The sequence below is a fragment of the Methylocaldum szegediense genome, from assembly GCF_949769195.1.
Classification (GTDB): domain Bacteria; phylum Pseudomonadota; class Gammaproteobacteria; order Methylococcales; family Methylococcaceae; genus Methylocaldum; species Methylocaldum szegediense.
In genome coordinates this window covers 1,015,884-1,037,369 of sequence record NZ_OX458333.1, presented here as the reverse complement: position 1 = coordinate 1,037,369, position 21,486 = coordinate 1,015,884, and the positions used below count along the sequence as shown (strand labels likewise).

General features: G+C 58.3%; 21 protein-coding genes and 1 pseudogene. 10 read left to right on the top strand and 12 right to left on the bottom strand.

Annotation, left to right across the window (positions count from 1 at the left end):
* The first annotated feature begins 182 nt into the window (after nt 1-182).
* The 3 genes from QEN43_RS04395 (at nt 183) to QEN43_RS04385 (ending at nt 2,249) form a co-directional block, all read left to right on the top strand.
* Nucleotides 183-665 carry a hypothetical protein gene (locus QEN43_RS04395; protein WP_026612110.1) on the top strand — a complete coding sequence of 161 codons (483 nt, stop codon included), beginning with the start codon at nt 183-185 and terminating at the stop codon, nt 663-665.
* A 185-nt stretch (nt 666-850) separates the two neighbouring features.
* Nucleotides 851-1,129 (top strand): hypothetical protein, encoded by a 279-nt coding sequence (locus QEN43_RS04390; protein ID WP_317963736.1) that lies wholly within the window; start codon nt 851-853, stop codon nt 1,127-1,129.
* A 214-nt stretch (nt 1,130-1,343) separates the two neighbouring features.
* Nucleotides 1,344-2,249: a GGDEF domain-containing protein gene (locus QEN43_RS04385; protein ID WP_317963735.1), complete on the top strand. Its 906-nt coding sequence runs from the start codon at nt 1,344-1,346 to the stop codon at nt 2,247-2,249.
* Nucleotides 2,250-2,276: 27 nt separating this feature from the next.
* On the opposite strand, the gene rluB is transcribed toward QEN43_RS04385, so the two are convergent.
* From rluB to QEN43_RS04355, 6 genes are all read right to left on the bottom strand, one after another.
* Nucleotides 2,277-3,155 (bottom strand): 23S rRNA pseudouridine(2605) synthase RluB, encoded by an 879-nt coding sequence (gene rluB / locus QEN43_RS04380; protein ID WP_084162407.1) that lies wholly within the window; start codon nt 3,153-3,155, stop codon nt 2,277-2,279.
* Nucleotides 3,133-3,714, bottom strand: a complete 582-nt coding sequence (scpB, locus tag QEN43_RS04375; protein WP_036269363.1) for an SMC-Scp complex subunit ScpB — start codon at nt 3,712-3,714, stop codon at nt 3,133-3,135. Before scpB ends, rluB begins: the two co-directional genes overlap by 23 nt.
* Before the next feature lies 1 nt (nt 3,715).
* Nucleotides 3,716-4,507 (bottom strand): segregation and condensation protein A, encoded by a 792-nt coding sequence (locus QEN43_RS04370; protein ID WP_026612106.1) that lies wholly within the window; start codon nt 4,505-4,507, stop codon nt 3,716-3,718.
* Between the two features lie 93 nt (nt 4,508-4,600).
* Nucleotides 4,601-5,248 (bottom strand): site-2 protease family protein, encoded by a 648-nt coding sequence (locus QEN43_RS04365; RefSeq protein ID WP_026612105.1) that lies wholly within the window; start codon nt 5,246-5,248, stop codon nt 4,601-4,603.
* Nucleotides 5,249-5,278: 30 nt separating this feature from the next.
* Nucleotides 5,279-5,899 carry an L-threonylcarbamoyladenylate synthase gene (locus tag QEN43_RS04360; protein ID WP_026612104.1) on the bottom strand — a complete coding sequence of 207 codons (621 nt, stop codon included), beginning with the start codon at nt 5,897-5,899 and terminating at the stop codon, nt 5,279-5,281.
* A 588-nt stretch (nt 5,900-6,487) separates the two neighbouring features.
* Entirely contained in the window at nt 6,488-7,438 is a 951-nt protein-coding gene (locus QEN43_RS04355) for an IS1595-like element ISMsz1 family transposase (RefSeq protein WP_317963734.1), read from the bottom strand.
* A gap of 115 nt (nt 7,439-7,553) precedes the next feature.
* On the opposite strand from QEN43_RS04355, the gene QEN43_RS04350 reads away from it, so the two are divergent.
* The 5 genes and pseudogenes from QEN43_RS04350 (at nt 7,554) to QEN43_RS04330 (ending at nt 12,685) form a co-directional block, all read left to right on the top strand.
* A complete protein-coding gene (locus QEN43_RS04350) occupies nt 7,554-7,847 on the top strand; it encodes a hypothetical protein (protein ID WP_317963733.1) in 294 nt (97 codons plus the stop codon).
* Nucleotides 7,848-7,868: 21 nt separating this feature from the next.
* Nucleotides 7,869-9,527 (top strand): annotated as a pseudogene (locus tag QEN43_RS04345) (TonB-dependent receptor).
* Nucleotides 9,528-9,972: 445 nt separating this feature from the next.
* Nucleotides 9,973-10,995, top strand: a complete 1,023-nt coding sequence (istA, locus tag QEN43_RS04340) for an IS21 family transposase (protein WP_026609734.1) — start codon at nt 9,973-9,975, stop codon at nt 10,993-10,995.
* The gene (gene istB, locus QEN43_RS04335) at nt 10,992-11,774 is read left to right on the top strand and encodes an IS21-like element helper ATPase IstB (protein WP_026609733.1); all 783 of its coding nucleotides are present in this window, start codon (nt 10,992-10,994) and stop codon (nt 11,772-11,774) included. The genes istA and istB overlap by 4 nt, the downstream gene beginning before the upstream one ends.
* Before the next feature lie 596 nt (nt 11,775-12,370).
* Complete coding sequence (locus QEN43_RS04330) at nt 12,371-12,685, top strand: hypothetical protein (protein WP_036269361.1); 315 nt, start codon at nt 12,371-12,373, stop codon at nt 12,683-12,685.
* 479 nt (nt 12,686-13,164) lie between these two features.
* Here the strand turns inward: QEN43_RS04330 and tsaB are convergent, their stop codons facing one another.
* The 3 genes from tsaB to QEN43_RS04315 all read right to left on the bottom strand — a co-directional run bounded on the left by tsaB (nt 13,165) and on the right by QEN43_RS04315 (nt 16,320).
* On the bottom strand, nt 13,165-13,860 hold the full coding sequence (tsaB, locus tag QEN43_RS04325; protein ID WP_026612099.1) for a tRNA (adenosine(37)-N6)-threonylcarbamoyltransferase complex dimerization subunit type 1 TsaB: 696 nt from the start codon (nt 13,858-13,860) through the stop codon (nt 13,165-13,167).
* Nucleotides 13,857-15,686, bottom strand: a complete 1,830-nt coding sequence (locus QEN43_RS04320) for an ATP-dependent DNA helicase (protein WP_202901202.1) — start codon at nt 15,684-15,686, stop codon at nt 13,857-13,859. The genes tsaB and QEN43_RS04320 overlap by 4 nt, the downstream gene beginning before the upstream one ends.
* 103 nt (nt 15,687-15,789) lie before the next feature.
* A complete protein-coding gene (locus tag QEN43_RS04315) occupies nt 15,790-16,320 on the bottom strand; it encodes a tetratricopeptide repeat protein (protein WP_026612097.1) in 531 nt (176 codons plus the stop codon).
* Nucleotides 16,321-16,587: 267 nt separating this feature from the next.
* On the opposite strand from QEN43_RS04315, the gene QEN43_RS04310 reads away from it, so the two are divergent.
* Nucleotides 16,588-17,826, top strand: coding sequence for a DUF1015 domain-containing protein (locus QEN43_RS04310; protein ID WP_026612096.1), 1,239 nt, complete (start codon nt 16,588-16,590; stop codon nt 17,824-17,826).
* A gap of 75 nt (nt 17,827-17,901) precedes the next feature.
* Here the strand turns inward: QEN43_RS04310 and QEN43_RS04305 are convergent, their stop codons facing one another.
* Both QEN43_RS04305 and QEN43_RS04300 read right to left on the bottom strand, forming a co-directional pair.
* Entirely contained in the window at nt 17,902-18,297 is a 396-nt protein-coding gene (locus tag QEN43_RS04305) for a TraR/DksA family transcriptional regulator (RefSeq protein WP_026612095.1), read from the bottom strand.
* Complete coding sequence (locus tag QEN43_RS04300; protein ID WP_396662383.1) at nt 18,294-18,995, bottom strand: protein-L-isoaspartate(D-aspartate) O-methyltransferase; 702 nt, start codon at nt 18,993-18,995, stop codon at nt 18,294-18,296. The genes QEN43_RS04305 and QEN43_RS04300 overlap by 4 nt, the downstream gene beginning before the upstream one ends.
* Before the next feature lie 94 nt (nt 18,996-19,089).
* Here QEN43_RS04300 and QEN43_RS04295 point away from each other — a divergent pair, with 94 nt between their 5' ends.
* Nucleotides 19,090-19,974 (top strand): carbohydrate kinase family protein, encoded by an 885-nt coding sequence (locus QEN43_RS04295; RefSeq protein WP_026612094.1) that lies wholly within the window; start codon nt 19,090-19,092, stop codon nt 19,972-19,974.
* Nucleotides 19,975-20,100: 126 nt separating this feature from the next.
* Here QEN43_RS04295 and gdhA read toward each other — a convergent pair whose 3' ends face one another.
* The gene (gene gdhA, locus QEN43_RS04290; protein ID WP_026612093.1) at nt 20,101-21,453 is read right to left on the bottom strand and encodes an NADP-specific glutamate dehydrogenase; all 1,353 of its coding nucleotides are present in this window, start codon (nt 21,451-21,453) and stop codon (nt 20,101-20,103) included.
* Nucleotides 21,454-21,486: the final 33 nt, after the last annotated feature.

The following is a 21,486-nucleotide window of genomic DNA, read 5'->3' as shown; positions in this document are numbered from 1 at the left end:
GGGGACGTCCTTGCCAGACAAGGACGTTCTGCATTCATGGCGCGTTTCCGGCGCGTCAAAACAGTCAACTACCCTTTCAGGTGAGAGCTACGTTCCCGGGGAACCAAGATCTTGCCAGAGCTTGAACGGCATGCGAAACGAAGCTACCCTTGCGCACACTTTAGTGTAATCACCAATCAGACATGAGTGACGTACCGAATAAGCCGAACTCAGGCTCAAAACATTCGGGCACCAAACCCGATCTCCAGCCCGGTTTGAAACCGCTCCTATGGTTCGGAGGCGGATTGATTGCCCTGATCGCATTCGCGGATCTGATTTTCGATCTGACTCTCAGCCTCCTGGACGTGCTATGGAACGTGCTGTATACCCTTGTGGAAGGCAGCGAGGAATTGTTCATAGAAGACAAATTGGAGGACTGGTTCGACCTTTCGCCGCGCCATGCCGAGCTGATCACGGCTTGGACGCTGACACCGCTAAAAATACTGTTCGCTATCTTCGCTTTACGATGGCTGTGGCGCTATTCCCGAACGCGTCTCATTCCTGCCCTGATACGTTGGACTCGGAAGCAGCTTACCCTCCTACGCCTGTCCTGGTCGGCCCTTTGGTGGCCCTGGAAAGGCGTGGTCGTGAGCGTACTGATAGGCAGTCTGTTCGTCTTGGTCTAAAGCGGATTGAAGCAAGTTAAGGATGCCCTTGCTTGAACCACATCCGATCCGCGCTTCCGTTAACAGGACCTTTCGGATAAGGTACGATTATCAGCAAAAAGCTGCAGACTCACGGCAATACGGTAGGTCGCCGTATGCTGCGCGTACTGCAAATATTTTCTTGGCGAACGACTCAGAGATCTCTCATGTCCGACAATTTGCAGCCAATCACAGTTCTGGCCAACCAGAGTGAACTGGGTATACAGGAACCATCCGCTTTCTTCCTCGGGGACAGGCGAATCGAAGTCGTGGAAATCATAGATAGATGGCTGGCGTCGGATTATGGCTATTTCAAGCTCCTGACGACTGACGGCATCTATATTCTTCGCCACGATAGCGACCAGGACCGCTGGGCACTAACGCTTTACAAACAATCCGAATTTTTGCCGGTCTTGGACGTCGGCAAGAAACCGAGAGTTCACTGATATTTTTCGAGCGAGACGCCGCCTCACGCGGCGCCTCAGGCTAAGAATCCGACGCTTGTCATAATGCGGATGAGCGCCCTTTTGCGTTGTCCGCCAAATTTCCGTCGGCTACGAGCTTTGGAAGCTTCAAGCTTCTGGGCTATCACCCATGACACAATTCTTGCTTTACTCGGGTGAACTCCACCAAGGCATATTTCCAGCGAGACGCCGCGCGATGAAAAATAAAAAAGCGGGAAATCAAGCCGGCTTATTAAACCAGGAGAACAAGGAAAAAAGCGCTACGAGCGATTCCTCGTCCTTTCAAATGGTATTAGCGCTTCAGACGACCCTGGACTTAGAACAGCTTCTGAACTTGTTCAGCATGCATTTACAGGCCTTTGTTGCCCATTCCGGATCGAGCTTTTCTAACGAGGCACTGGAGGTGGAACTTTCGCTGGGCAGAAAAGGACGGCATGTCTGCAGTTACAATCTCCAACTCGAGGGTGAGTCGCTGGGCGAATGGCAGATGAGTCGAGACCGGCGATTTACGGAACCGGAACTCGACCGTACCGAAGCTCTGCTCTGCCACTTGCTCTATCCCTTGCGCAACGGCCTCAAATATCGCGTAGCGCTGTCTCATGCCTACACCGATCCATTGACCCAAACCGGAAATCGAGCTGCACTGTTCCAAAGCCTGCAGCGGGAACTGGAACTGGCGCGTCGCTACGGCACACCGCTTTCCCTCATTCTTCTTGACGTCGACCACTTCAAATCGATCAACGACAATTTTGGGCACGACACCGGCGACGCCGTGTTGCGATCGATAGCCCGCTCGATCAAAGACTCGGTACGCGGGAGCGACATTCTGTTCCGCTATGGCGGGGAAGAATTTGTCATCGTGCTGTCCAATACGGCAAAAGGCGGCGCGATGAACCTCGCTGAGCGCATTCGACGGATAGTCGAGACGTCGGTTTGCGATGTCCGCGGCTTAAACTTACGTATTACACTGAGCTTGGGGGTCGCGACACTTCGTCCAGGGGAAACCCATCTGGAGCTGCTGCACCGTGTCGATCAGGCCATGTACCAGGCGAAGCGCAGCGGACGCAATCGGGTCGCCGACGCGATCGAAATCGAGGCCTAGTAGCCCAGGACACCGCCGATTCGCAACTCATCGTCTTCCGCTTCTCGCGCCTTTGTCACCTCGATGCCGATGCCCGGTGCGGCGACCGGCTGCTACCTTTTCGGCCTCCAGTCCAACAGAGCGCATCAAATCGCCGACGTCTTCCGCCGGAAGCTCGTAGGTAGTTCCTGCTCTCAATCGGGGCGGTAGCCTGATGCCGGCAAACCGCGTCCGAATCAGCCGGCTCACGGTAATTCCTTGCGATTCCCAAAGCCTCCGAACAATGCGGTTGCGCCCTTCCTTCAAAGTGACTCGAAACCACCGGTTCGCGCCCTCGCCGCCCGCGGGTTCGATCGTCTCGAATCGTGCGGGTCCGTCTTCCAGCAAGACACCGTTCGATAGCCGCGTCAACATCTCGTCGTTGACGGGGCCAAGAACCCGAACCGCATACTCGCGCTCGATTTCCTGCGACGGGTGCATCAGACGATTGGCGAGTTCGCCGTTATTGGTGACCAACAGCAGACCTTGCGTGTTGATGTCGAGACGGCCGACGGCAATCCAACGCCCCGTCATGGGCTTAGGCAACCGGGTAAAGATCACCGGGCGCCCCTCCGGATCGCGGCGGCTGACTACCTCCCCGATCGGCTTGTGATAAATGAGCACGCGGGTGGGCGCTTCGGAGCGCTTGGCGATATCGATTGGACGGCCGTTGACGGTGACACGGTCGCCCTTGCGGTAACGATCCCCACGTTCGGCCGGTTTGCCGTTTATCGCGATTCGGCCAGCTTTGATCCATTCCTCGATCTCCCGGCGCGATCCCAAGCCCAACCGAGCAAGAACTTTTTGAATCCGCTCACCGGCGTCATCCCAGGACGAGCGTTTATCCGTAGGCGCCTTAGTTCTACTACGTTGATTGGTGATCCGCATCTTCGATTATTGGCTGGTCTTTCGGCACCGCCTGCAGCGCCATATCATCTAGAAATTCCCGAAGCGGCGGGAGTTCGTCGAGACTCTTCAGGTTGAAATAGTCTAGGAATTGCTTGGTCGTGCCGAGCAGTGCCGGACGCCCCGGCACCTCCTTGTGTCCCACGACCTGTATCCATCCCCGGTCTTGCAATGCCCGAACGATACTCGAGCTGACGGTGACACCTCGAATATCCTCGATCTCGCCGCGCGTGACCGGCTGACGGTAAGCGATGATCGCGAGCGTTTCCAGGAAGGCGCGCGAATAACGACCGGGGCGCTCTTCGAACAAGCGAGAAACCCAAGGCGAGAAATCCGCTCGCACTTGGAGCCGGTATCCGCTCGCCACCTGCTTCAGTTCGATGGGCCGACCGCGGCAATCCTCCGCCAAGTCCGCCAGTGCCGCAAGGATTTCCCCCTGTTCCGGCCGTTCGTGTTCGGCGAACAGGCTTTCCAAGTCGACCAAGGACAAGGGTCTGCCGGCGGCCAACAGCGCCGCCTCGATAATCGCTTTCAGTTCCACGTCAATCGATACTGGACGCTGTCAACGGCTTTACCAGTAACTCGCCCAAGGGTTCCTCCTGGATGATCTCGATCAAGCGTTCTTTGCTGAGCTCGAGTATGGCGAGCAAGGAAACGACAGCGCCTTGCCGCCCCTCCCTTCGTTCAAACAGGCTAGGGAATGGAACCAGCAACTGGGTCTGCAAGCGGGCTAATATGCTCGCCATGCGTTCACGAACCGATAGAGGCTCGCGCTGGATATGATGATGCGTAAGTCGTTCGGCGCGCCGCAGTACGTCCTGAAAAGCCAGGAGAACTTCCTTTAAGTCCACTTCCGGATAAACCTTTTTTACCTGGATAGCGCTCGTATCCGCCGAAGCTTCGAAAACATCGCGCTCGCAGCGCGGCAAGGCGTCGAGCTCTTGGGCCGCATGCTTGTAGCGCTCGTACTCCTGGAGCCGACGTACCAATTCGGCGCGAGGATCCTCCTCTTCCTGTTCCGGGTTCGCTGGGCGCGGCAACAGCATGCGCGATTTGATTTCGGCCAGAATCGCCGCCATCAGCAGGTATTCGGCGGCAAGCTCGATACGGAGCTCGCTCATCATCTCGATGTAGCCCATGTACTGACGCGTGATATCGGCGATGGGAATGTCCACGATGGAAAGGTTCTGGCGGCGGATCAAATACAGCAGAAGGTCGAGCGGGCCTTCAAAAGTCTCGAGGAATACTTCCAACGCATCGGGCGGGATGTAAAGGTCTTCGGGCAATTCGGTCAGAGGCGTGCCGTTGACTATAGCCACCGGCTCGACAGCCATTCCTTCCGTATCAACCTCTTGCGAACTGCTCTGCTGCGTTTCTTGCTCCGTGCCGTCGACGGCAGAATTTCCTGGCTCCGCGAGATCGGTCATTTACAGGCCGGCGAAACCGAACAGCAAGCGCTGCATGGCATAGATCGGAAAACCCAGAATCATGGACAACCCGCCGGTCGCGATCAGTGCCAGCAGAATGAAGAAACCGTAGGGCTCGATCTGACTGAATTTGATGGCCAGCTTAGGTGGCAAGAAACTCGTCGCGATTCGCCCGCCGTCTAGCGGCGGAATCGGCAGCAGGTTCAAGAGCATCAGCACGATATTGATCACGATGCCGGCAATACCCATAAGCCCCAGAGGCACCGACACATAGTCGAAATCGATAAAGCTAGCCAAACGGGCGACAAGTGCCCAGGCGATGGCCATCAAAAAATTCGCGGCGGGTCCCGCGATGGCAACTAATGCCATGTCCCGCTTCGGGTTGCGCAACTTGCCGAAATCCACGGGAACGGGTTTGGCCCAACCAAAGATAAACCCACCCAGCGCCAACAGGACGCCCGGCACCAGCAAGGTACCGACCGGATCGATATGATGCAAGGGATTCAAGGATAGCCGGCCTAGCCGCGCTGCCGTGTTGTCGCCGAGCATTCTGGCGACCCAACCGTGGGCCACTTCATGCACGGTGATGGCGAACAGAACCGGGAGAATCCAGACAGCGACGCGTTGAACAAAAGTCAGTTCTTCCATTGGTACAATTCTTGAGCCAGTGAACGGAGGTTATTGAAGCGAAGGGACGACACCCGATCCCTGCCGGACGATCTCAGGCGTGTCTTCCATGAAGCCGACAATCGTGGTCGGGGTATAGGGAACGATTCCGGCGTCGATAATCAAATCCACTTCTTTCTCGAGGCGGTCGCGAATGTCTTCCGGATCGCTCATGGCATCCTCTTCGCCGGGGAGGATCAGGGTCGAACTGAACAAAGGCTCGTTCAACTCCGCCATCAGTGCCAGCGTGATCGGGTTGTCCGGCAAGCGGATTCCGATGGTCTTGCGCTTGGCATGCTGCAGGCGACGCGGCGTCTCGCGGGTCGCTTTGAGAATGAAGGTATATGGCCCCGGCGTCAGCGATTTGATGAGCCGGAAGGCTTCGTTGTTGATCTTTGCGAAAGTGGATATCTGCGAGAGATCGCGGCACACCAGGGTAAAATGATGATCCTCCTCCAACTGACGAATTTGGCGGATGCGGTCCAGCCCTGACTTATTGTCCATTTGGCAGCCGAAGGCGTAGGAGGAATCGGTAGGATAAACGATGACGCCCCCCTGGCGAATGATCTCGACGCTCCGGCGGATCAGCCGGGGCTGCGGATTATCCGGATGAATCTGAAAGTATTGAGCCATTTTGATAGTTTACTATAGAGGGCGTCTTTTCAGGGACTTTTCCCACGGAAGCCTTACCACCCGATACAGCTCGATCTTCTTCAGAATTGCGCCAGCGCCTGGCTGGTTAAGACTAGGCGAACCGGTTCGGCCTGTGGCTGCCCGCGCTGTTTTTGTCGGACATGCTTTGGAAATGCGAGCGGATGGTGTTGATCAAAACGCTCAAACGGCCCACGATCTCCTAAAGCTTTGTGCTGGCTGCCAATTGCTCCAGTACGCCGGCCCGGCCGAGGTCAACCCATACAGGCGTTGGAACAGTTCGTCCGAGTTTTCCTGAGTCCAGATCGTTTATGAACACGGCGGCAAGAGGCGGTGCGTCTACCCCAGGGATTGACGTTCATCGAATGCTCAATAAAGGTCCGGCAGCTCGAGACAATGGGCGTTTCGGCTAAGCCCGCGCCATGGCCCTCATCTTGCCCGGCAGGATTAGTCCCTCGGCCGCGACATCAAAAAGCTCTCGCACGTGACGGTAAAGTTCGGCCGCCTCTTCCGGCCGCGCACCGATGGGTCTTTGCGATATAAAAGTGAAAAAGTGAAAAGTGAATCTGATTAGCGATGAACGTCAGCCAAGCGAAGTCGCCACTCGGCTCGGGGTTGAGTCAACATCGCAGCACGGGCCAGCCGTCGAAGCAGAATTTTGAGATCGAAACGCCGATTGAAACGATATTGGAACTCGGCCAGATATCGCTTGGCATATTTCCTAAATTTGATCGCATGATAGGTGCCGGAAAGGGCGGTCTTCAGGTTGCTCAACAGCGTGTTGACCCAACGAAACGCCGGATGTTGGGCCGATGGCCGCCCAGAGCCCAGAATCAGGCGTTGATGCCCCGCGATGACCTGGTGCAAGCTCCGAAACCCGCTCAGGCCATCGGTGAGGGCGTAGGTCGACGGGGCCAAGGCGCGTTGGGCCGAGTCCGCGATCGCCTGCTGGGTGAACGGCAGGGGATCAAGGCGCACAAACCATGGGTGACCGTCGTCCGTGGTTTGTACCGCCATCACAAAGCTGACTTTGTTTTCGCAACCCCGTCCGCGTTTCCCGGACCGTTCACCGCCCAGGTAAGCATCGTCAATCTCGACCCGCCCGGTCAATTGTCGATCCGCTTCCTGCTCCGCCATCACCTGGATCAGCTTATGCTTCACCAGCCAGGCGGTGCGATAACACACTCCGAGATGACGCATCAATTCCAGTGCTGAGACATTGTTCTTGCCCTGGGTCAGGAGATACATCGCCAGAAACCAGGTAGAGAGCGGCAGCTTGGTCGCTTCGAAGATCGTCCCAGCGGTCAGCGTCGTTTGCTTTCGGCAGTGCCCGCATTGCCAGTATTTTCGCCCGCTCCGTTCGAACGCCGTGTGGTGCGCGCCACCACAGGCTGGGCAGCGGAAATCCTCCGGCCAGCGTAGGGCTTCCAGTGCCGCTTCGCATTGCTCTTCACGGCCGTATTGGGCCAGAAACTCGGCCAACGACAACCCCTTTTGAAATTGCACTCGGTTCATCGGCATGGGACACCTCTTTTGTGATCGATGCCCCTAGTCTAAGCCCCCTAGTGGCTCACAGCGTGAGCCGATACTGAACTTCATCGCTAATCAGGAAAAAGAATAAAAAGCATTAGAAGCGGTGCTCCAACATCCGGCGAAAAATCTCGCATTCGTTCCAAGAAGGATCGATAAGTTCTTTTCTGCTCCGGTCCTGTCGGCGCTTGTTTCACTGTTCGGGTCAGTGACTTCCGCCGAACCCTATCAAGCTGCCACGCTGCCTGCGGTTACCATTCAAGCGCCCACCAGCGACCTCAGCGAACTCTCACCGGCCAGCCAAAGTATCAGCCTCTACGATGAAGGACACCTGAGCATCGCCCACGAACGCAGCCTTGATGAAATCCTGCGCGGCGAAGCCGGGCTCGCAATCAGCTAAGCTGGTGTGCACGGACTTGGGATGCTTTATCTTCGCGGTGCCGGCGGACAAGGCTTGGTGACGCTGGACGGGCTGCCGGTCCCCGATTCGCTGCCCGGCGTAATCCACCTCAACGCGCTGCTACCGGACGGCCTACAATACGTGGAAGTCAGCCGAGGTTTCGGGCCTGCTTCTCAACCATTCTCTTCTCATCGCGGCGCCATCCGAATGATATCCCGTACGGCCCTTAACAACAGCGGCGATCTTCGTATCGAAGGCGGTACCTTCGGCTTTCTCAAGGAAACCTTGCGCGGCAATCTAGCCAACGAACGGGCGCACCTGGCCATTACGGTGACCCGCTCAGATGCTTTCGATGGTGCCTGGCACGCGCAACGGTCCAACAACAATCCAGAGCGAGACCCGTTTCATGACACTCAGATTTTGACGAAAGCGGAATTGGACATCAGCGACGATATCAATTGGGAAGCTTCGCTTTTGTACCGAAAGTCACGGAATGGCTGGGACCGCTATGGCATTCGCCGTGGTGTGCTCGCCGTGGTGGACGATAAACATGGCTTTTTTGCCGAGGAAGTCTGGATGGTACAAAGCAGCGTCAAGGCTCATCTCACCGATGATTGGCTCACGCGTTTGCAACTCGGCTACACCCAGACCCGCGACCGAGGACGTACCATGGGCCTGAACCTGGGCTACACGACGGATTTTTACCTGGTCCGCTGGGAAAACGACCAACGGCTTTGGCGTGGGGAAAGCGAGGACTCGGTCCGCCTGATTTGGGGCGGCGAAGGCCGCCACGAAAGCGCTTCCGGCCCCACTTACGCTCCGATTGGGCCGTTTACCTTTGCAGCGGGAACACCTTTCAGCGAGGCACGGAGCCAACAGGCCGGCTTTCTGGAAACCCGTTTCGCCTACGGCCCTCTCAGCGGCACCGTCGGGGTACGCTACGAAGCTTACGACCGATTTTCTAACCACGCTCTGTTTCAGGCCGGCGTCGCCTGGAAGCTGCTACCGACATTGAAATTCCGTGCCAACGGCGGCAACGGTTTCCGCATTCCCAGTTATGCCGAGCGGCTGTATCCCCTACTCGGCAATCTTGCCATCCAACCGGAACGCGGTGCCGGCGGCGACGTAGGACTAGACTGGCAGCCGCTATCGAACCTCACGCTCAACTTGCCCCGTTTCTACAGCCGTTACGATGACTTCATTATTGTCACCTGGAATCCTCAACCCCGCGCCCAAATCCCGTGAGTCGGCGAATGCTTGTCCAACCTGCCGAACGCCACCATTGCCGGGTTTGAAGCCAACGCCGAATACCGCTTCAGCGAACACTGGCGCGGCGGTGGTGCCTACACTTACACGGACAGCCGCAACCTTGACAACGGTCGCCGGGTGCCGTTCCGTCCGCGCAACAGCGTGCGCATCTGGGGTGAATGGCGTGCTCCCTTTCTTCCTGTCATCGTGTGGGCCGAAGGCGTGTACCGCGGCTTATCCTACAATGATGTCGGCAATACCCTGGACGTGAATGGCGCGGTTCGGGTCAATGCCCATATCAACTATCGCCTTTTGCCTAAATTCGAGGTCTACTTGCGAGGCGAAAATCTCAGCAATGACAGGATCCCGGACGCCTTCAGCTTCGATCATCCCGGTGCCGTGGTATATGGCGGTGTGATGCTGGAGTTATAAAGAGATATTCGCTGTCAACGCTAAGCTACCCACCTGGAACGATCGGATAGGCTCTATCGATGACGCAGCAATAGATGATGCCCTATGGCCGCCAGCCATGGGTCGAATCATGGAGCTTGCTGGAGCCACTCAATCTTGGTTGTTCAGTCCAGTTGCCAACCCGTCGACTAATCCACCGCCCCAACGACTGGTCAAGCATGACGTATACGATGATTTCTAGGCCCTTTATGAGGCTTACTATTGGCAGAAAGACGTTTGGAAGCAAGGCGCGATGAATCCGAGTGTCGGCCTAAGAGGTGTTTTTCTCCTCAGTGAAAGCCTTATTCCAAGAAACCAATTACGCCACACGGAATTTTACCTGTCACCGCCGATGTAAAAATGACCCCTGACACCGAAGTAAATTTGACCCCTTGGGGGAAAATGGCGGCTTTTTTGAGCCGCGGAAATGTTGACTCAGGAGCAGTCAGTGGAGATCAAAGTATTGGCCCGACAGGGCCATGGCATCAAAGCCATCGCGCGGGAGCTGGGCGTCTCGCGCAACACGGTACGCAAGTACCTGCGCAGCGAAAGCGCGTTGCCCCGGTACCGGCTGCGGGCGCCCCGCCCCTGCAAGTTGGATCCCTTCAAAGCCTATCTGCAGCAACGCATCGAGGCGGCACGTCCGCATTGGATTCCGGCCACGGTGCTGCTGCGAGAGCTTCGTGAACGGGGCTATGCAGGCGGCATCAGCCAGCTCAAGGCGTATCTCGCCCCCTTCAAACGGCGACCGGAAGAACCGGTGGTCCGCTTTGAAACCCCACCGGGCCGCCAGATGCAGGCCGATTTCACGACGATCCGGCGGGGGCGCGATCCGCTCAAAGCCTTCGTGGCCACGCTGGGGTTCAGTCGCGCCACGTTCGTGCGCTTTTCCGACCGCGAGGACAGCGCGGCCTGGTTGACGGGGCTGCGCGAGGCCCTCCACTACTTCGGCGGGGTGCCCGAAGAGGTGCTGTTCGACAATGCCGGCGCCATCATCACCGAACGGGACGCCTACGGTGAAGGCCGGCACCGCTGGCACCCGGCCCTGTACGCGCTGGCCGGGGCGTATGGCTTCCGGCCCAAGGTCTGCCGGCCGTACCGGGCCCAAACCAAGGGCAAGGTGGAGCGCTTCAACGGATACCTGAAAGCCAGCTTCATCACGCCACTGGCGGCCACGCTCAAGAGCGCCGGCTTGACACTCGATGTCGAGACCGCCAATGCCCAGATCGGCCCCTGGCTCGATCAGGTGGCGCATCAACGGGTGCACGGCACCACCGGCGTACAGCCCGCGGTGCGATTGGCCGAAGAGCGCCTCGCCCTGCGGCCGTTGCCGGTTCAGGCACCCCAAGGCTTGCCGGCACCCCAGCGGCACGTTGGCCGCGTCTTGCCCCATGACAGCCTGCAACATCCCCTGTCGGTGTACGACCAGTTGCTGGAGGTGACGGCATGAATCTGCAGCACGCCCGGATTACCGAACTCAGCCAAAGCCTGAAGCTCGAGCGGATCGGGTCGGACTGGCCCCACCTGGCCCAGCAGGCCGCCGATCGCGAGGAGAGCTTTGCCGACTTCCTCGAGAAACTGCTCATCGCCGAGGCCAAGGCCCGCGCCGAACGCACCCGGCAGACCTTGCTCAAGATGGCCACCTTGCCGGTCGTGAAGACTTTGGAGCAGTACGACTTTGCTTTCTCCTTGGGAGCGCCCCGGGCCCAGCTCCAGGAACTGGCGGGTTTGAGCTTTATCGAGCGCACCGAGAACATCGTCCTGCTCGGCCCCAGCGGGGTTGGTAAAACCCATCTGGCGATCGCCTTGGCCTACCGCGCGGTGATGGCCGGCCTCAAGACACGCTTCGTCACCGCCGCCGATCTGATGTTGCAACTCACCGCCGCACACCGCCAGGAGCGTCTCAAGGAGTACTTCAACCGGGTCGTGATGGCGCCCAGGCTGTTGGTCATCGATGAGATCGGCTATCTGCCGCTCGGACGTGACGAAGCGAATCTCTTCTTCAACGTCGTCGCCAAGCGCTACGAGCGCGGCAGCCTGATTCTCACCAGCAACCTGCCGTTCACCCAGTGGGCGGGCACCTTTGCCGATGATCAGACCCTGACGGCCGCGATGCTGGATCGGCTCCTGCATCACGCCCACATCGTGCAAATCACCGGCGACAGTTACCGATTGAAGGACAAGCGCAAGGCAGGAACAACCCCGCCGCAGACAGCGGCCGTCGAATAACTTTTGGGCCTCAAGGGGTCAATTTTACTTCGGCGATAAACCCTCAAAAGGGGTCACTTTTCAGTCGGCGTTGACATTTACCAAGACCTGCAGAAACCCGGGGAAATCGAGGTATTGCTATGTACCGTCCTGCTCGATGGCCGTGTGCTACAAGACCCGAACCCGGCTTGTCTAAGCTTCTTCCGCTCCCCTGGGGCCGATGGCCTTCGGCTCTCGGGAAGAGCGACTCCTCCCTCACCTGTTTCCTCACTCGTAGCGCGCCCTGCTTTTCCCTTTGCAAATGAAGCGATGCGACGAAAGCCCGCGCTCTGTGGGAAGCGGCCTTGAACCGCATACCGTGGTATTTCTGGATGAGAAGGGCCGGGTGTTTGTTGTTCCCTAACCGTCGGGCCGCATCAATCTTCCGTGAAGGCCACGGCCACATGTTGATCACCCTTCATTTGACCGCGGCCGATGCCCGCGTCCCGAGCAGCGTTAAGGAGGAAGGAGGTTTTGAACCGGGCCGAGTTGAGCCTGGGTAATAGCCTGCGGCTGGAAGACCTGGTCCGGCAGCGGCAGTGGGTCGCCCGTATTTTTCCCAGACCAGACGTTGGTGAATGCTGCCGCTATGTCCAACCGACGATCTCCCGGAGCATATTTCCATTAAGCTGTCATCATACATTTGGATGATGACGATGCGGCTCACGGCTTTGCAGAATGGTCGTGAAAAAGGACGTTCTACGTACCGGAACAAGGGCGTTCCCTCGCAATGCAAAGCCACATTGCCGGCAAAAGAAGTGTCTTTCGAAGTGATCGAAGACGTCTTGAACCTGCTGCTTGTGGGTGTCATTTTGCTTGACCGGGATGGTCGAGCGCTGTACCGCAATATGGCGGCAGCCGACATCATCTCATCTGTCCAAACAAAGGCTTGACCTTGGATGCCTACGGTTGTTGCCGTGCCGCTATCGGCATCTAAACCCTAGCTTTGGAAAGACTCATCAAGCAGGCTGTTCTCATTTTTAAAGCCGGAAGGTCGCCGGAATGAAGGTACCCCGCCCTGGATATGTCCATTCCCTGCCGGTGCTGGTCGCGGCATTGCCCGGCCGTTCAGCGGATAGGCTGAAACTCTCAATAACTTCGCCGGAGGTCGGCGGGTTAGCCTCACAATACGGTTCGTACGCCGTTAAGGCAGTTACTCAACAAAGACTGGCACCCATCGCCAGACCGAATTGGTGAAGCGAATTCTGGTGGGACCGGCTTAATTTGCACGGTCATTAGGTTGAGTCATTCCCGTCTACGAAGGATTGTCCGCCTACTTTTCCTGTTTCCGAGTAAAAAAGTAAGAATATGCTGTGAACCGTAGACGGTCATCCGTAAAGCGCAAAGCATGACGGCCTGATCTAAGGGCAAATCAAGCACGACGGTCACCACCGGGCTTTTTCGCCACGTTATCACGCAGATAAACCGGCAGCGCCTGTTCCGGCTGCACGAACAAACCCTTACCGAAAGCATCGGCCCCAAGACGCGCGACCATGGCCGCACGCGGGAAGCGATCCGGCATGAGTCTTTTCACACATCCGCCCAAACGTTCTTCGAGAACCGAACCATAAGTTTTCCATCCGCTGCCGATACCTACACCCCCGGCCTGATCGGGGAACGAAACGCGATCGGGCGGTAGCACCGATTCCTGCCCCAAAAGCTCGGCTAATCCAGCTTCCCCCTTGCGGTAAACGCCCCAATAGACTTCGCTCATGCGGGCATCAATACAGGGGAACGCGATGGTTTCCGAAGCCTCGGTTAAGGCGTCTTGCGCTAGGGCTGCCAAGGTCGAAACCGGAACCACCGGCAGATCCGCGCCGAACGCAATCCCCTGAGCCACGCCGGCCGCGATGCGGACGCCAGTAAAGGAACCAGGCCCTCGTCCAAACGCGAGCGCATCGACTTGCGCAATCTTGATTCCGGCTTCGGCCAGCAGGGACTCGATCATGGGCAGTATCAACCGATTATGCCGCTGCGGCGCTAGCTCATAACGTTCTATAACGGCGTCATCGATCAGCAAAGCGGCCGAACACGCTTCGGTGGCGGTCTCAATGGCCAGAATTTTCATACCGCAATCTCTTCCTCGATTTCGCCGGCGAAAAACCGCTGCACGTCGGTGAGCGAACGCGTCCTCGGCATGTCCGGCAAGCTGTTCAGAAAAACCTTTCCATACGAACGGGATAGAATACGCGGGTCGCAAAGCATCAGAACGCCACAGTCAGACTGATCCCGGATCAGACGCCCCACGCCTTGCTTGAGCGCGATGGTGGCCGCCGGAAGCTGATAGCTGGCAAAGGGATTCAATCCGCTCCGGCGTAGGGTTTCCAGCCGGGCATTGACTACCGGGTCGCTGGGCGAAGCGAACGGCAATTTGTCGATGATGACGCAAGACAGCGCCGGCCCCGGAACATCGACCCCCTCCCAGAAACTTCCGGTCCCGAGCAGGATGCCATTTCCAGCCTGCTTGAACGCTTCCAAAAGCACCGCTTTCGGTTTCTCGCCCTGAACGAAAAGCGGGTAATCGAGATGCCGACCGACCAGCTCGGCAGCAGCGGCCAAGGCCTGATGCGAGGTGAACAACATGAACGCCCTGCCTCGACTGGCCTTCAGCACCGGCAGCGCAGCCCGCACCACGGCTTGGGTAAAGCCCTCGTCGCCTGGGTCCGGAAGTCCCGGCGGCAAGAACAACAGACATCGGTTGCGGTAATCGAAAGGGCTGTCCCAGGCTCGGCATTCGGCACCGTACAGGCCTAATTGCCCGACGAAATGATCGAAGCGGCCACTCACGGTGAGCGTCGCCGATGCGAAGATCCAGGCAGCTTGACTATGCTTGCGAAACCGCGCGAACTCGCCGGCGATCGCCAACGGTGTGCGGTTCAAGGAAAAGCTGTGTTTGTAGACTTCGAACCAGCGTACGGCCTCGCTACCTTCGTCCTTGCTGAAGGTGTCCAGCCTCGCGCCGAGTTCCGTGCAGCGCTTCCAGCACGACTCCAGACCCTTGCTGCGAATCGCGGCTTCTTTCAGGATCGGCTCGAGATCCAGCAAATGCCGCCGCAACTCGGCTAGTTTTTCGGTCACGGCGAGCTCGTCGGCTACGCGGTGCCAAGCCTCCCGCCGCGGCGGTTCGCCGAGCGCCTGCCGCATTTCGGCCGTCAGTTGCTCCAGTGTTTCCGCTTTTTCGAGCAACTGCGGCATGTCTTTCGCGGTCTTGAGCCGCTCGACCAGAACATCGTCCGCCAGTCCGTTGAGCTGGCGGGAAGTAATACTGAGGCCCAGAAACTGCGTCGCGGATTCCACGAACTGATGAGCCTCATCGACCACGATGGCCTCGCAGTCAGGCAAGAGCTCGCCGAAACCATCGTTCTTCAGGGTCCAGTCCGCCCAGAGGAGATGGTGATTGATCACGAGAATATCGGCGTCCTGAGCGTTCCGGCGCGCCTTCGCCAAAAAACAGTCGTCATAGCGCGGGCAGTCCTGGCCAAGGCAATTGTCGCCGGTCGAAGTTACCGAAGGCCATAGCAACGAGGATTCCGGCACGTCGACCACTTCCGCGATATCGCCGGTTCGGGTGATCTTGCTCCAGCGCTGGATAGCCTCCAGATCAAGCGCCTCGCGCGAGCCGTAGCCGGCTTTGAACCCCAGGGTATTTTCCAAGCGGTATAGACACAGATAATTGGCTCGCCCTTTGAGCAGCACGGCCTTGAACGGCGCTGTCAGAGCCTGCCTAACTAGAGGCAAGTCCTTGCGGAACAGCTGATCTTGAAGGGTCTTGGTGGCAGTCGAAACGATGACTTTCTTGCCTGATAGTGCCGCGGGAACCAAATAGGCCAAGGTCTTGCCTGTCCCGGTCCCCGCTTCCGCGACCAGGCAGCTTTTACCATCGATCGCGTGCATCACCGCTTGCGCCAGTTCTGCCTGGGCCGGGCGGGGGCTAAATCCGGGAAGGCATCGGGCAAATGGTCCTTCCGCCCCCAAAATCCAGTCGAGATCCCGCAACTCAGTTCCCGGCGTTGCGCTCGGCCTGTTCCGCGCCGGCCAGATCGCCTTTCGCCCGACGGGCTTGGGCGATAATAGCCCAGTTCCTTTGAGTCAGCGGCTGACTTCCCCTGGCAAGCTGATTTGACTTCTTCGCCAGATCTTCGGCGAGCCCGGGCTGGTGCTGCTGTAGCCTGATCACGGCTAATTCATGCCATAGCAGGGGATTGCGCGGCTGTATGCGTATGCCTCTTTCCAACGCGGAAGCCGCGTTATCCAGATCCCCAGCCTTGCGGTTGCTCTCCGCCTCGCTCAACAAGGCTAAAACAGCCGGCGACGAGGCGACAGGCTCGCTTCTCGCGGGCGGTCTCGCCCTCAACGGAGCGGGAACTTCTCGTAGCGTGGCCGGAGGCGAAGGCGGCTGGCGAGCGGCTGTTGAGTCGCCTGGTACCTGCTCGGGCCGGTAAATCTCTCGCGGCTGATTCGATACGCTGACGCAAGCGGCTTGCAAGAGAAGCGCGCTGACGACGAGAAGACGATAGGCTTTGGTCATGTTGAAATGCAGACCTCTGTGCAAAAAGGTGAGATATCCAAATAGTAGAACAACACCCATGGTACGGGCAGAAAGCGCCGGCTCGGATTGCCCTCGAAGGAGAGGGAGCATACAGGACATCGCCGCCGCGCTCCAGTTCGCCGTTCTCTGCCTCCTTGGACCCACGGCGCTAGATGAAATTACCGAGAGCCTCGCGAGTCTCTTACTTAGGACACGGTCCTGGCCTCAACTGATAGAATCCGAACGACACCCCTTTGGAAGAAAACCATGTCTCTTATACGCCCATTTGCCGCTCTTCGTCCCGCTCCCGGCCGCGCCGAGGATGTCATCGCACCGCCCTACGACGTGTTGGATACAGATGAAGCCAGAACGCTGGCGGCAAACCGTCCATGGAGCTTCCTTCACATCTCCAAACCGGAAATCGATTTTGCTCCCGGAATCGCCCCCTACGCCCCCGAGGTCTACGCCAAAGCCGCGGATAATCTGAGACGGATGTTGGATTCCGGCATCCTGAAGCGGGATGAGCAGCCGTTCTATTATGCCTATCGACTCGTCATGGGCGAGCACGAACAGCTCGGTCTGGTCGCGACCGCGAGCGTCGCCGCTTACGACGCCAACCGCATCCGCAAACACGAGTTCACCCGCCCCGACAAGGAAGACGACCGAGTACGCCAGATCGTCGCATTGAACGCTCAAACCGGTCCGGTCCTACTTGCGTATCCCGAGGCTCCCGAGATCGACCGTCTGTTGGCGGAAACCACCGACGGTCCGCCCGAAGCGGATGCAGTTTCCGAATCCGACGTACGGCACACACTCTGGGTCATTCGTGACCCGGGCACCATCACGCGCATCACCGAACTATTCGAAACGCTGCCCGCCCTTTACATCGCCGACGGCCATCACCGCTCGGCCGCGGCTTCGCGCGTCGCAGCCTCGCGCCGCCAGTCTGATCCCGGCCATACCGGAAATGAAAGTTACGAGTATTTTCTGTCGGTGATTTTTCCGCACTGGCAGATGCGCATCATGGACTACAACCGCGTGATCAGGGACTTGAACGGCCTGAGCGAAGCCGAGTTTTTGCAGCGAGTAGCCGAGCGCTTCGCCGTGGAAGAAGCGGACAGCCCCGTAAAACCGGAAACACCGGGCGAGTTCGGCCTCTATTTCAGCGGCCGTTGGCGCAAGCTGCGCATAAAGCCGGACTTGATCCCAACCGACCCGGTGGCACGGCTTGACGTCAGTCTCTTGCAGCACAATCTCATCGCCCCCATCCTGGGCATCACCGATCCGCGCCGTGACCGGCGAATTGATTTCGTGGGCGGCATCCGGGGTCTACGGGAACTCGAGCGCCGCGTGGACTCAGGCGAAATGGCACTGGCATTTTCGCTGCATCCGACTCGCATGGAAGACTTAATGGCCGTGGCCGATGCGGGCAAGGTCATGCCCCCGAAGTCGACCTGGTTCGAACCCAAGCTGGCGGACGGCTTAGCCTCGCACGTTCTGGACTAGGCCGATAGGACTGACGCCGGAAAACGGTCTGAGAATCAACCGAGCACCACAAAGTCCAGCCGAACAGGTCCCCGTTTATAGACTCGCCGGGGGCGTTGCGTGGGTGTGCTCGTACCGCTCCTGGCAGTCCAAGCACCTCTCGGCGGCAGGATTGGCCTTGAGCCGCGAATAACCGATCTCGCCTCCGCAGTCGACACACACCCCGTACTCGTTGTTGGCGATCCTGAGCAGGGCGGCGTCGATCGCCTGAAGCTCTCGGATGTGCTGATCGATGATGGCGAGATTCAGATCCACCAGTAAATCGGCAACCGATTCCTCCTCGATATCGTGAACTTGTCCCGCGAGATCGATGTACCTCTCGTTGTCCGAAGCGAGGAGTTCCTGACGAATCTCCTCTCGCAATTCGCGAAAACGGCTCTTGAGCGCTTCTTTCAGTTCGGCGATCTGGGTATCCGAAAGTGGTTCGATCATGGTTGTTCTCCGTTCGAATTCGTCCGATTAGCCGAGGTAGCGGGTTTGTACTCCGGTTCGGTCGTCTTGCCGCCCGTGAGAGGTACGAAAGCGACGTCCAATACGCTACGGGTTTCGATTTGCCCTCGTTCGTCCTTTACCACCAGCATTAGTTCCTGGTGCTGATGAGGCAGACCGACCGGAATCACCATCCTGCCGCCGGGCTTGAGCTGCGCCAACAAGGGTTCCGGGATACTTGGGGTGGCCGCCGTGACGATTATGCCGTCATAGGGCGCATGTTCCGGCCAGCCGTAATGGCCATCGCCGGCACGCACCTCGACGTTACGATAACCGAGGCGCTTCAGCCGTTCCTTCGCCTGTTCGGCCAGTTCCGGAATGATTTCCATCGTGTAAACCCGCTTCACCAACAGCGACAGCACTGCTGCCTGATAGCAGGAGCCTGTGCCGATTTCTAGGACGACATCGTCGGGTTCAGGATCGAGCAGATCAGTCATCAAGGCCACGATATAAGGCTGGGAAATAGTTTGACCGTAACCGATGGACAGGGGTCTGTTCTCGTAAGCGTAGGTCTTGGATTCGGGCGGTACGAAACGGTCGCGGGGGACTTTTCGCATCGCTTCCAGCACTTTCGGGTTCAGCGCATTCTTACCGATGAGATGCCGAGTGAGGGAAACCTCCTCCTCGATATCACGCATCATTCGGGACAAATTCGTCATAGGGCCTTGAGACCTCGTTGGATCCCCGCGGAGCATAGGCTTATCTTACGCTCTAATCGACGATCGAGGACAAGAAATGATTCATCGATTCATCTGTGTCGGGAACCTGAACGTGGATCTCACGTTTCCGATCACCCGCCTGCCCGCAGAACACGAGAAACTGCGCTGCCAGGGAATGACCCTACACTACGGCGGTTCGGCCGCCAATACGGCCTATTGGCTGGCACGGCTCGGGCAACCGGTACAGATGCTGGGATGCGTGGGCGACGATCCTTTCGGCGCCCTCGCGGTGGCCGAGCTCGCCGAGGCCGGCGTCGATACCAGCCTGATCCAACGAACTCGCCGCAGTCTTACCGGCATGGCCGTCATCTTCGCGAGCCCTGGCAGCAAGCGCATGGTCACATCCGGCGGAGCTAACACCTATTTCAATCCCGCCGAAGTCGACAGTGGGATTTTCGGTCCGGGTACGCACTTGCACGTGGCGACATCCTTGAACGAGATCGCGTTGCCGCTCGTCCGTCTGGCCAGACAGCGGGGCGCGTCCGTCTCCTGCGGTCTGGACGAAGGTCCTTCGACAGATATGATGCCTTGGCTGGATTGGGTGTTCATGAACCACACCGAGTTGCGCCGCTGGTCCGGAGCGGATGATCCTCGCGAAGCCCGGAGGCGTCTTCCGCCTTCGACGCAACTGGTCGTCACCCGGGGTGCCAGCGGAGCGATGGCGTTGGGACCGTTCGGCGAGTACACCTGTCCCGCATTCCCGGCGATCGTGGTTGACCGAACCGGTGGAGGCGACGCCTTCGACGCCGGCTTTTTATATGGACTCGCGCGAGCTGCGGGGCCAGAAACCTGTCTGCGATTCGGCCTGCTTCTCGCCGCACGGGTGATCGCGCACGAGGGAAGTCGGCCGCAGTCAGTCGATGCGGCCGAAACCCTTGCGCCCGTGATGCGGGGAATTTGAACATCGCGCCGGTACGCGGCGATCCGGCCGAAACGTGGAGCCGAACACTTCGCTATCCGGCGTGAACTGATGGAGAAACGGAAAATACCCGCGATCCCGCTCCCCCGTGCCCAAACGGACCGGCTTTTACACCGCGCCCTGCTCGATCATCGCATCCGCAACCTTGCGGAAGCCGGCGATATTAGCACCCAGAACGAAATTGCCCGGTTCCCCGAATTCGGCCGCCGTTTCGCTGATCGAGATATAGATATTCGCCATGATCTCCCTCAGCCGGCGATCCACCTCTTCGAAGCTCCATTGATGCATGCTGGCGTTCTGACTCATCTCGAGCTGCGAGGTAGCGACGCCGCCGGCGTTTGCGGCCTTTCCAGGCCCGAAAGCGATCTTGGCATCGAGGAACACATCGATAGCTTCCGGCGTGCTCGGCATGTTCGCGCCTTCGCAGACCAGTTTACAGCCATTGCGTACCAACTCGGCCGCGTCTTCGCCGTTGAGTTCGTTCTGCGTGGCGGAGGGAAACGCCGCTTCGCACGGTATCGACCACACCGGATTACGGCCTTCGGGATATTGCTCGACCGGTGTGTAAACCGCATCGGGATGCTCCTTAACATAGGCTTCCAGCGATACCCGCTCAACCTCTTTGATACGCTTCAAGGTTTCCAGATTGATGCCGGTCTTGTGATAGATCATGCCGCCGGAATCGCTGGCGGTAACAGGAATAGCACCCAATTGATAGAGCTTCTCGATGGTATAGATGGCCACGTTTCCTGCACCGGAGACGGTGCAGACTCTCCCTTCCAGCGATTCTTTCTTGGCTCTCAGCATGTTCTCGGCCAGGTAGACCGCACCGTAACCGGTAGCCTCTTTGCGCACAAGGGAACCGCCCCATTTCAGGCCCTTGCCGGTAAGCACACCGTCATAACTGCCGGTGAGCCGCTTGTATTGGCCGTATAGATAGCCGATCTCGCGCATGCCCACGCCGATGTCCCCGGCCGGAACGTCGATGGTCGGACCAATATGCCGATACAGCTCAGTCATGAACGACTGACAGAAGCGCATGATTTCATTGTCGGACTTACCTTTGGGATCGAAATTCGCCCCACCCTTGGCACCGCCTATAGGCAGGCCGGTCAGGGCATTCTTGAAGATCTGCTCGAACCCCAGAAATTTGATGATGCCGGCGTTTACGCTTGGGTGGAACCGAAGGCCGCCCTTGTAAGGCCCCAGTGTGGAGTTGAACTGGATGCGGTAGCCCTTGTTGACCTGGATACGGCCCTTGTCGTCGATCCAAGTCACTCGGAACATGATTTGGCGTTCCGGTTCGACGATACGGTCGATGATGTTGTTCGCCCGATAACGGGGATCGCGATCGAGCAAAGGACGCAAAGACAGCAGGATCTCCTCGACGGCTTGATAGAATTCATCCTGGGCAGGACTGGTCCGCCTTAACGCGGCTAAGGTGTCCTGGACGTACGGCATATTTGGGTACCCCCCCTCGATTAATAGTTATCT

Bases quoted from the DNA above. Each gene is read 5' to 3' on its own strand.
- QEN43_RS04330 (WP_036269361.1), top strand. From the start codon at position 12,371: ATGCTGCCGCTATGTCCAACCGACGATCTCCCGGAGCATATTTCCATT.
- gdhA (WP_026612093.1), bottom strand. From the start codon at position 21,453: ATGCCGTACGTCCAGGACACCTTAGCCGCGTTAAGGCGGACCAGTCCT.
- QEN43_RS04295 (WP_026612094.1), top strand. From the start codon at position 19,090: ATGATTCATCGATTCATCTGTGTCGGGAACCTGAACGTGGATCTCACG.
- QEN43_RS04390 (WP_317963736.1), top strand. From the start codon at position 851: ATGTCCGACAATTTGCAGCCAATCACAGTTCTGGCCAACCAGAGTGAA.
- QEN43_RS04370 (WP_026612106.1), bottom strand. From the start codon at position 4,507: ATGGCTGTCGAGCCGGTGGCTATAGTCAACGGCACGCCTCTGACCGAA.
- QEN43_RS04365 (WP_026612105.1), bottom strand. From the start codon at position 5,248: ATGGAAGAACTGACTTTTGTTCAACGCGTCGCTGTCTGGATTCTCCCG.
- QEN43_RS04355 (WP_317963734.1), bottom strand. From the start codon at position 7,438: ATGCCGATGAACCGAGTGCAATTTCAAAAGGGGTTGTCGTTGGCCGAG.
- rluB (WP_084162407.1), bottom strand. From the start codon at position 3,155: ATGCGGATCACCAATCAACGTAGTAGAACTAAGGCGCCTACGGATAAA.
- tsaB (WP_026612099.1), bottom strand. From the start codon at position 13,860: ATGAAAATTCTGGCCATTGAGACCGCCACCGAAGCGTGTTCGGCCGCT.
- istA (WP_026609734.1), top strand. From the start codon at position 9,973: ATGTTGACTCAGGAGCAGTCAGTGGAGATCAAAGTATTGGCCCGACAG.
- QEN43_RS04315 (WP_026612097.1), bottom strand. From the start codon at position 16,320: ATGACCAAAGCCTATCGTCTTCTCGTCGTCAGCGCGCTTCTCTTGCAA.
- QEN43_RS04300 (WP_396662383.1), bottom strand. From the start codon at position 18,995: ATGATGCGTGATATCGAGGAGGAGGTTTCCCTCACTCGGCATCTCATC.
- QEN43_RS04385 (WP_317963735.1), top strand. From the start codon at position 1,344: ATGAAAAATAAAAAAGCGGGAAATCAAGCCGGCTTATTAAACCAGGAG.
- QEN43_RS04310 (WP_026612096.1), top strand. From the start codon at position 16,588: ATGTCTCTTATACGCCCATTTGCCGCTCTTCGTCCCGCTCCCGGCCGC.
- QEN43_RS04395 (WP_026612110.1), top strand. From the start codon at position 183: ATGAGTGACGTACCGAATAAGCCGAACTCAGGCTCAAAACATTCGGGC.
- QEN43_RS04305 (WP_026612095.1), bottom strand. From the start codon at position 18,297: ATGATCGAACCACTTTCGGATACCCAGATCGCCGAACTGAAAGAAGCG.
- istB (WP_026609733.1), top strand. From the start codon at position 10,992: ATGAATCTGCAGCACGCCCGGATTACCGAACTCAGCCAAAGCCTGAAG.
- QEN43_RS04360 (WP_026612104.1), bottom strand. From the start codon at position 5,899: ATGGCTCAATACTTTCAGATTCATCCGGATAATCCGCAGCCCCGGCTG.
- QEN43_RS04320 (WP_202901202.1), bottom strand. From the start codon at position 15,686: ATGCACGCGATCGATGGTAAAAGCTGCCTGGTCGCGGAAGCGGGGACC.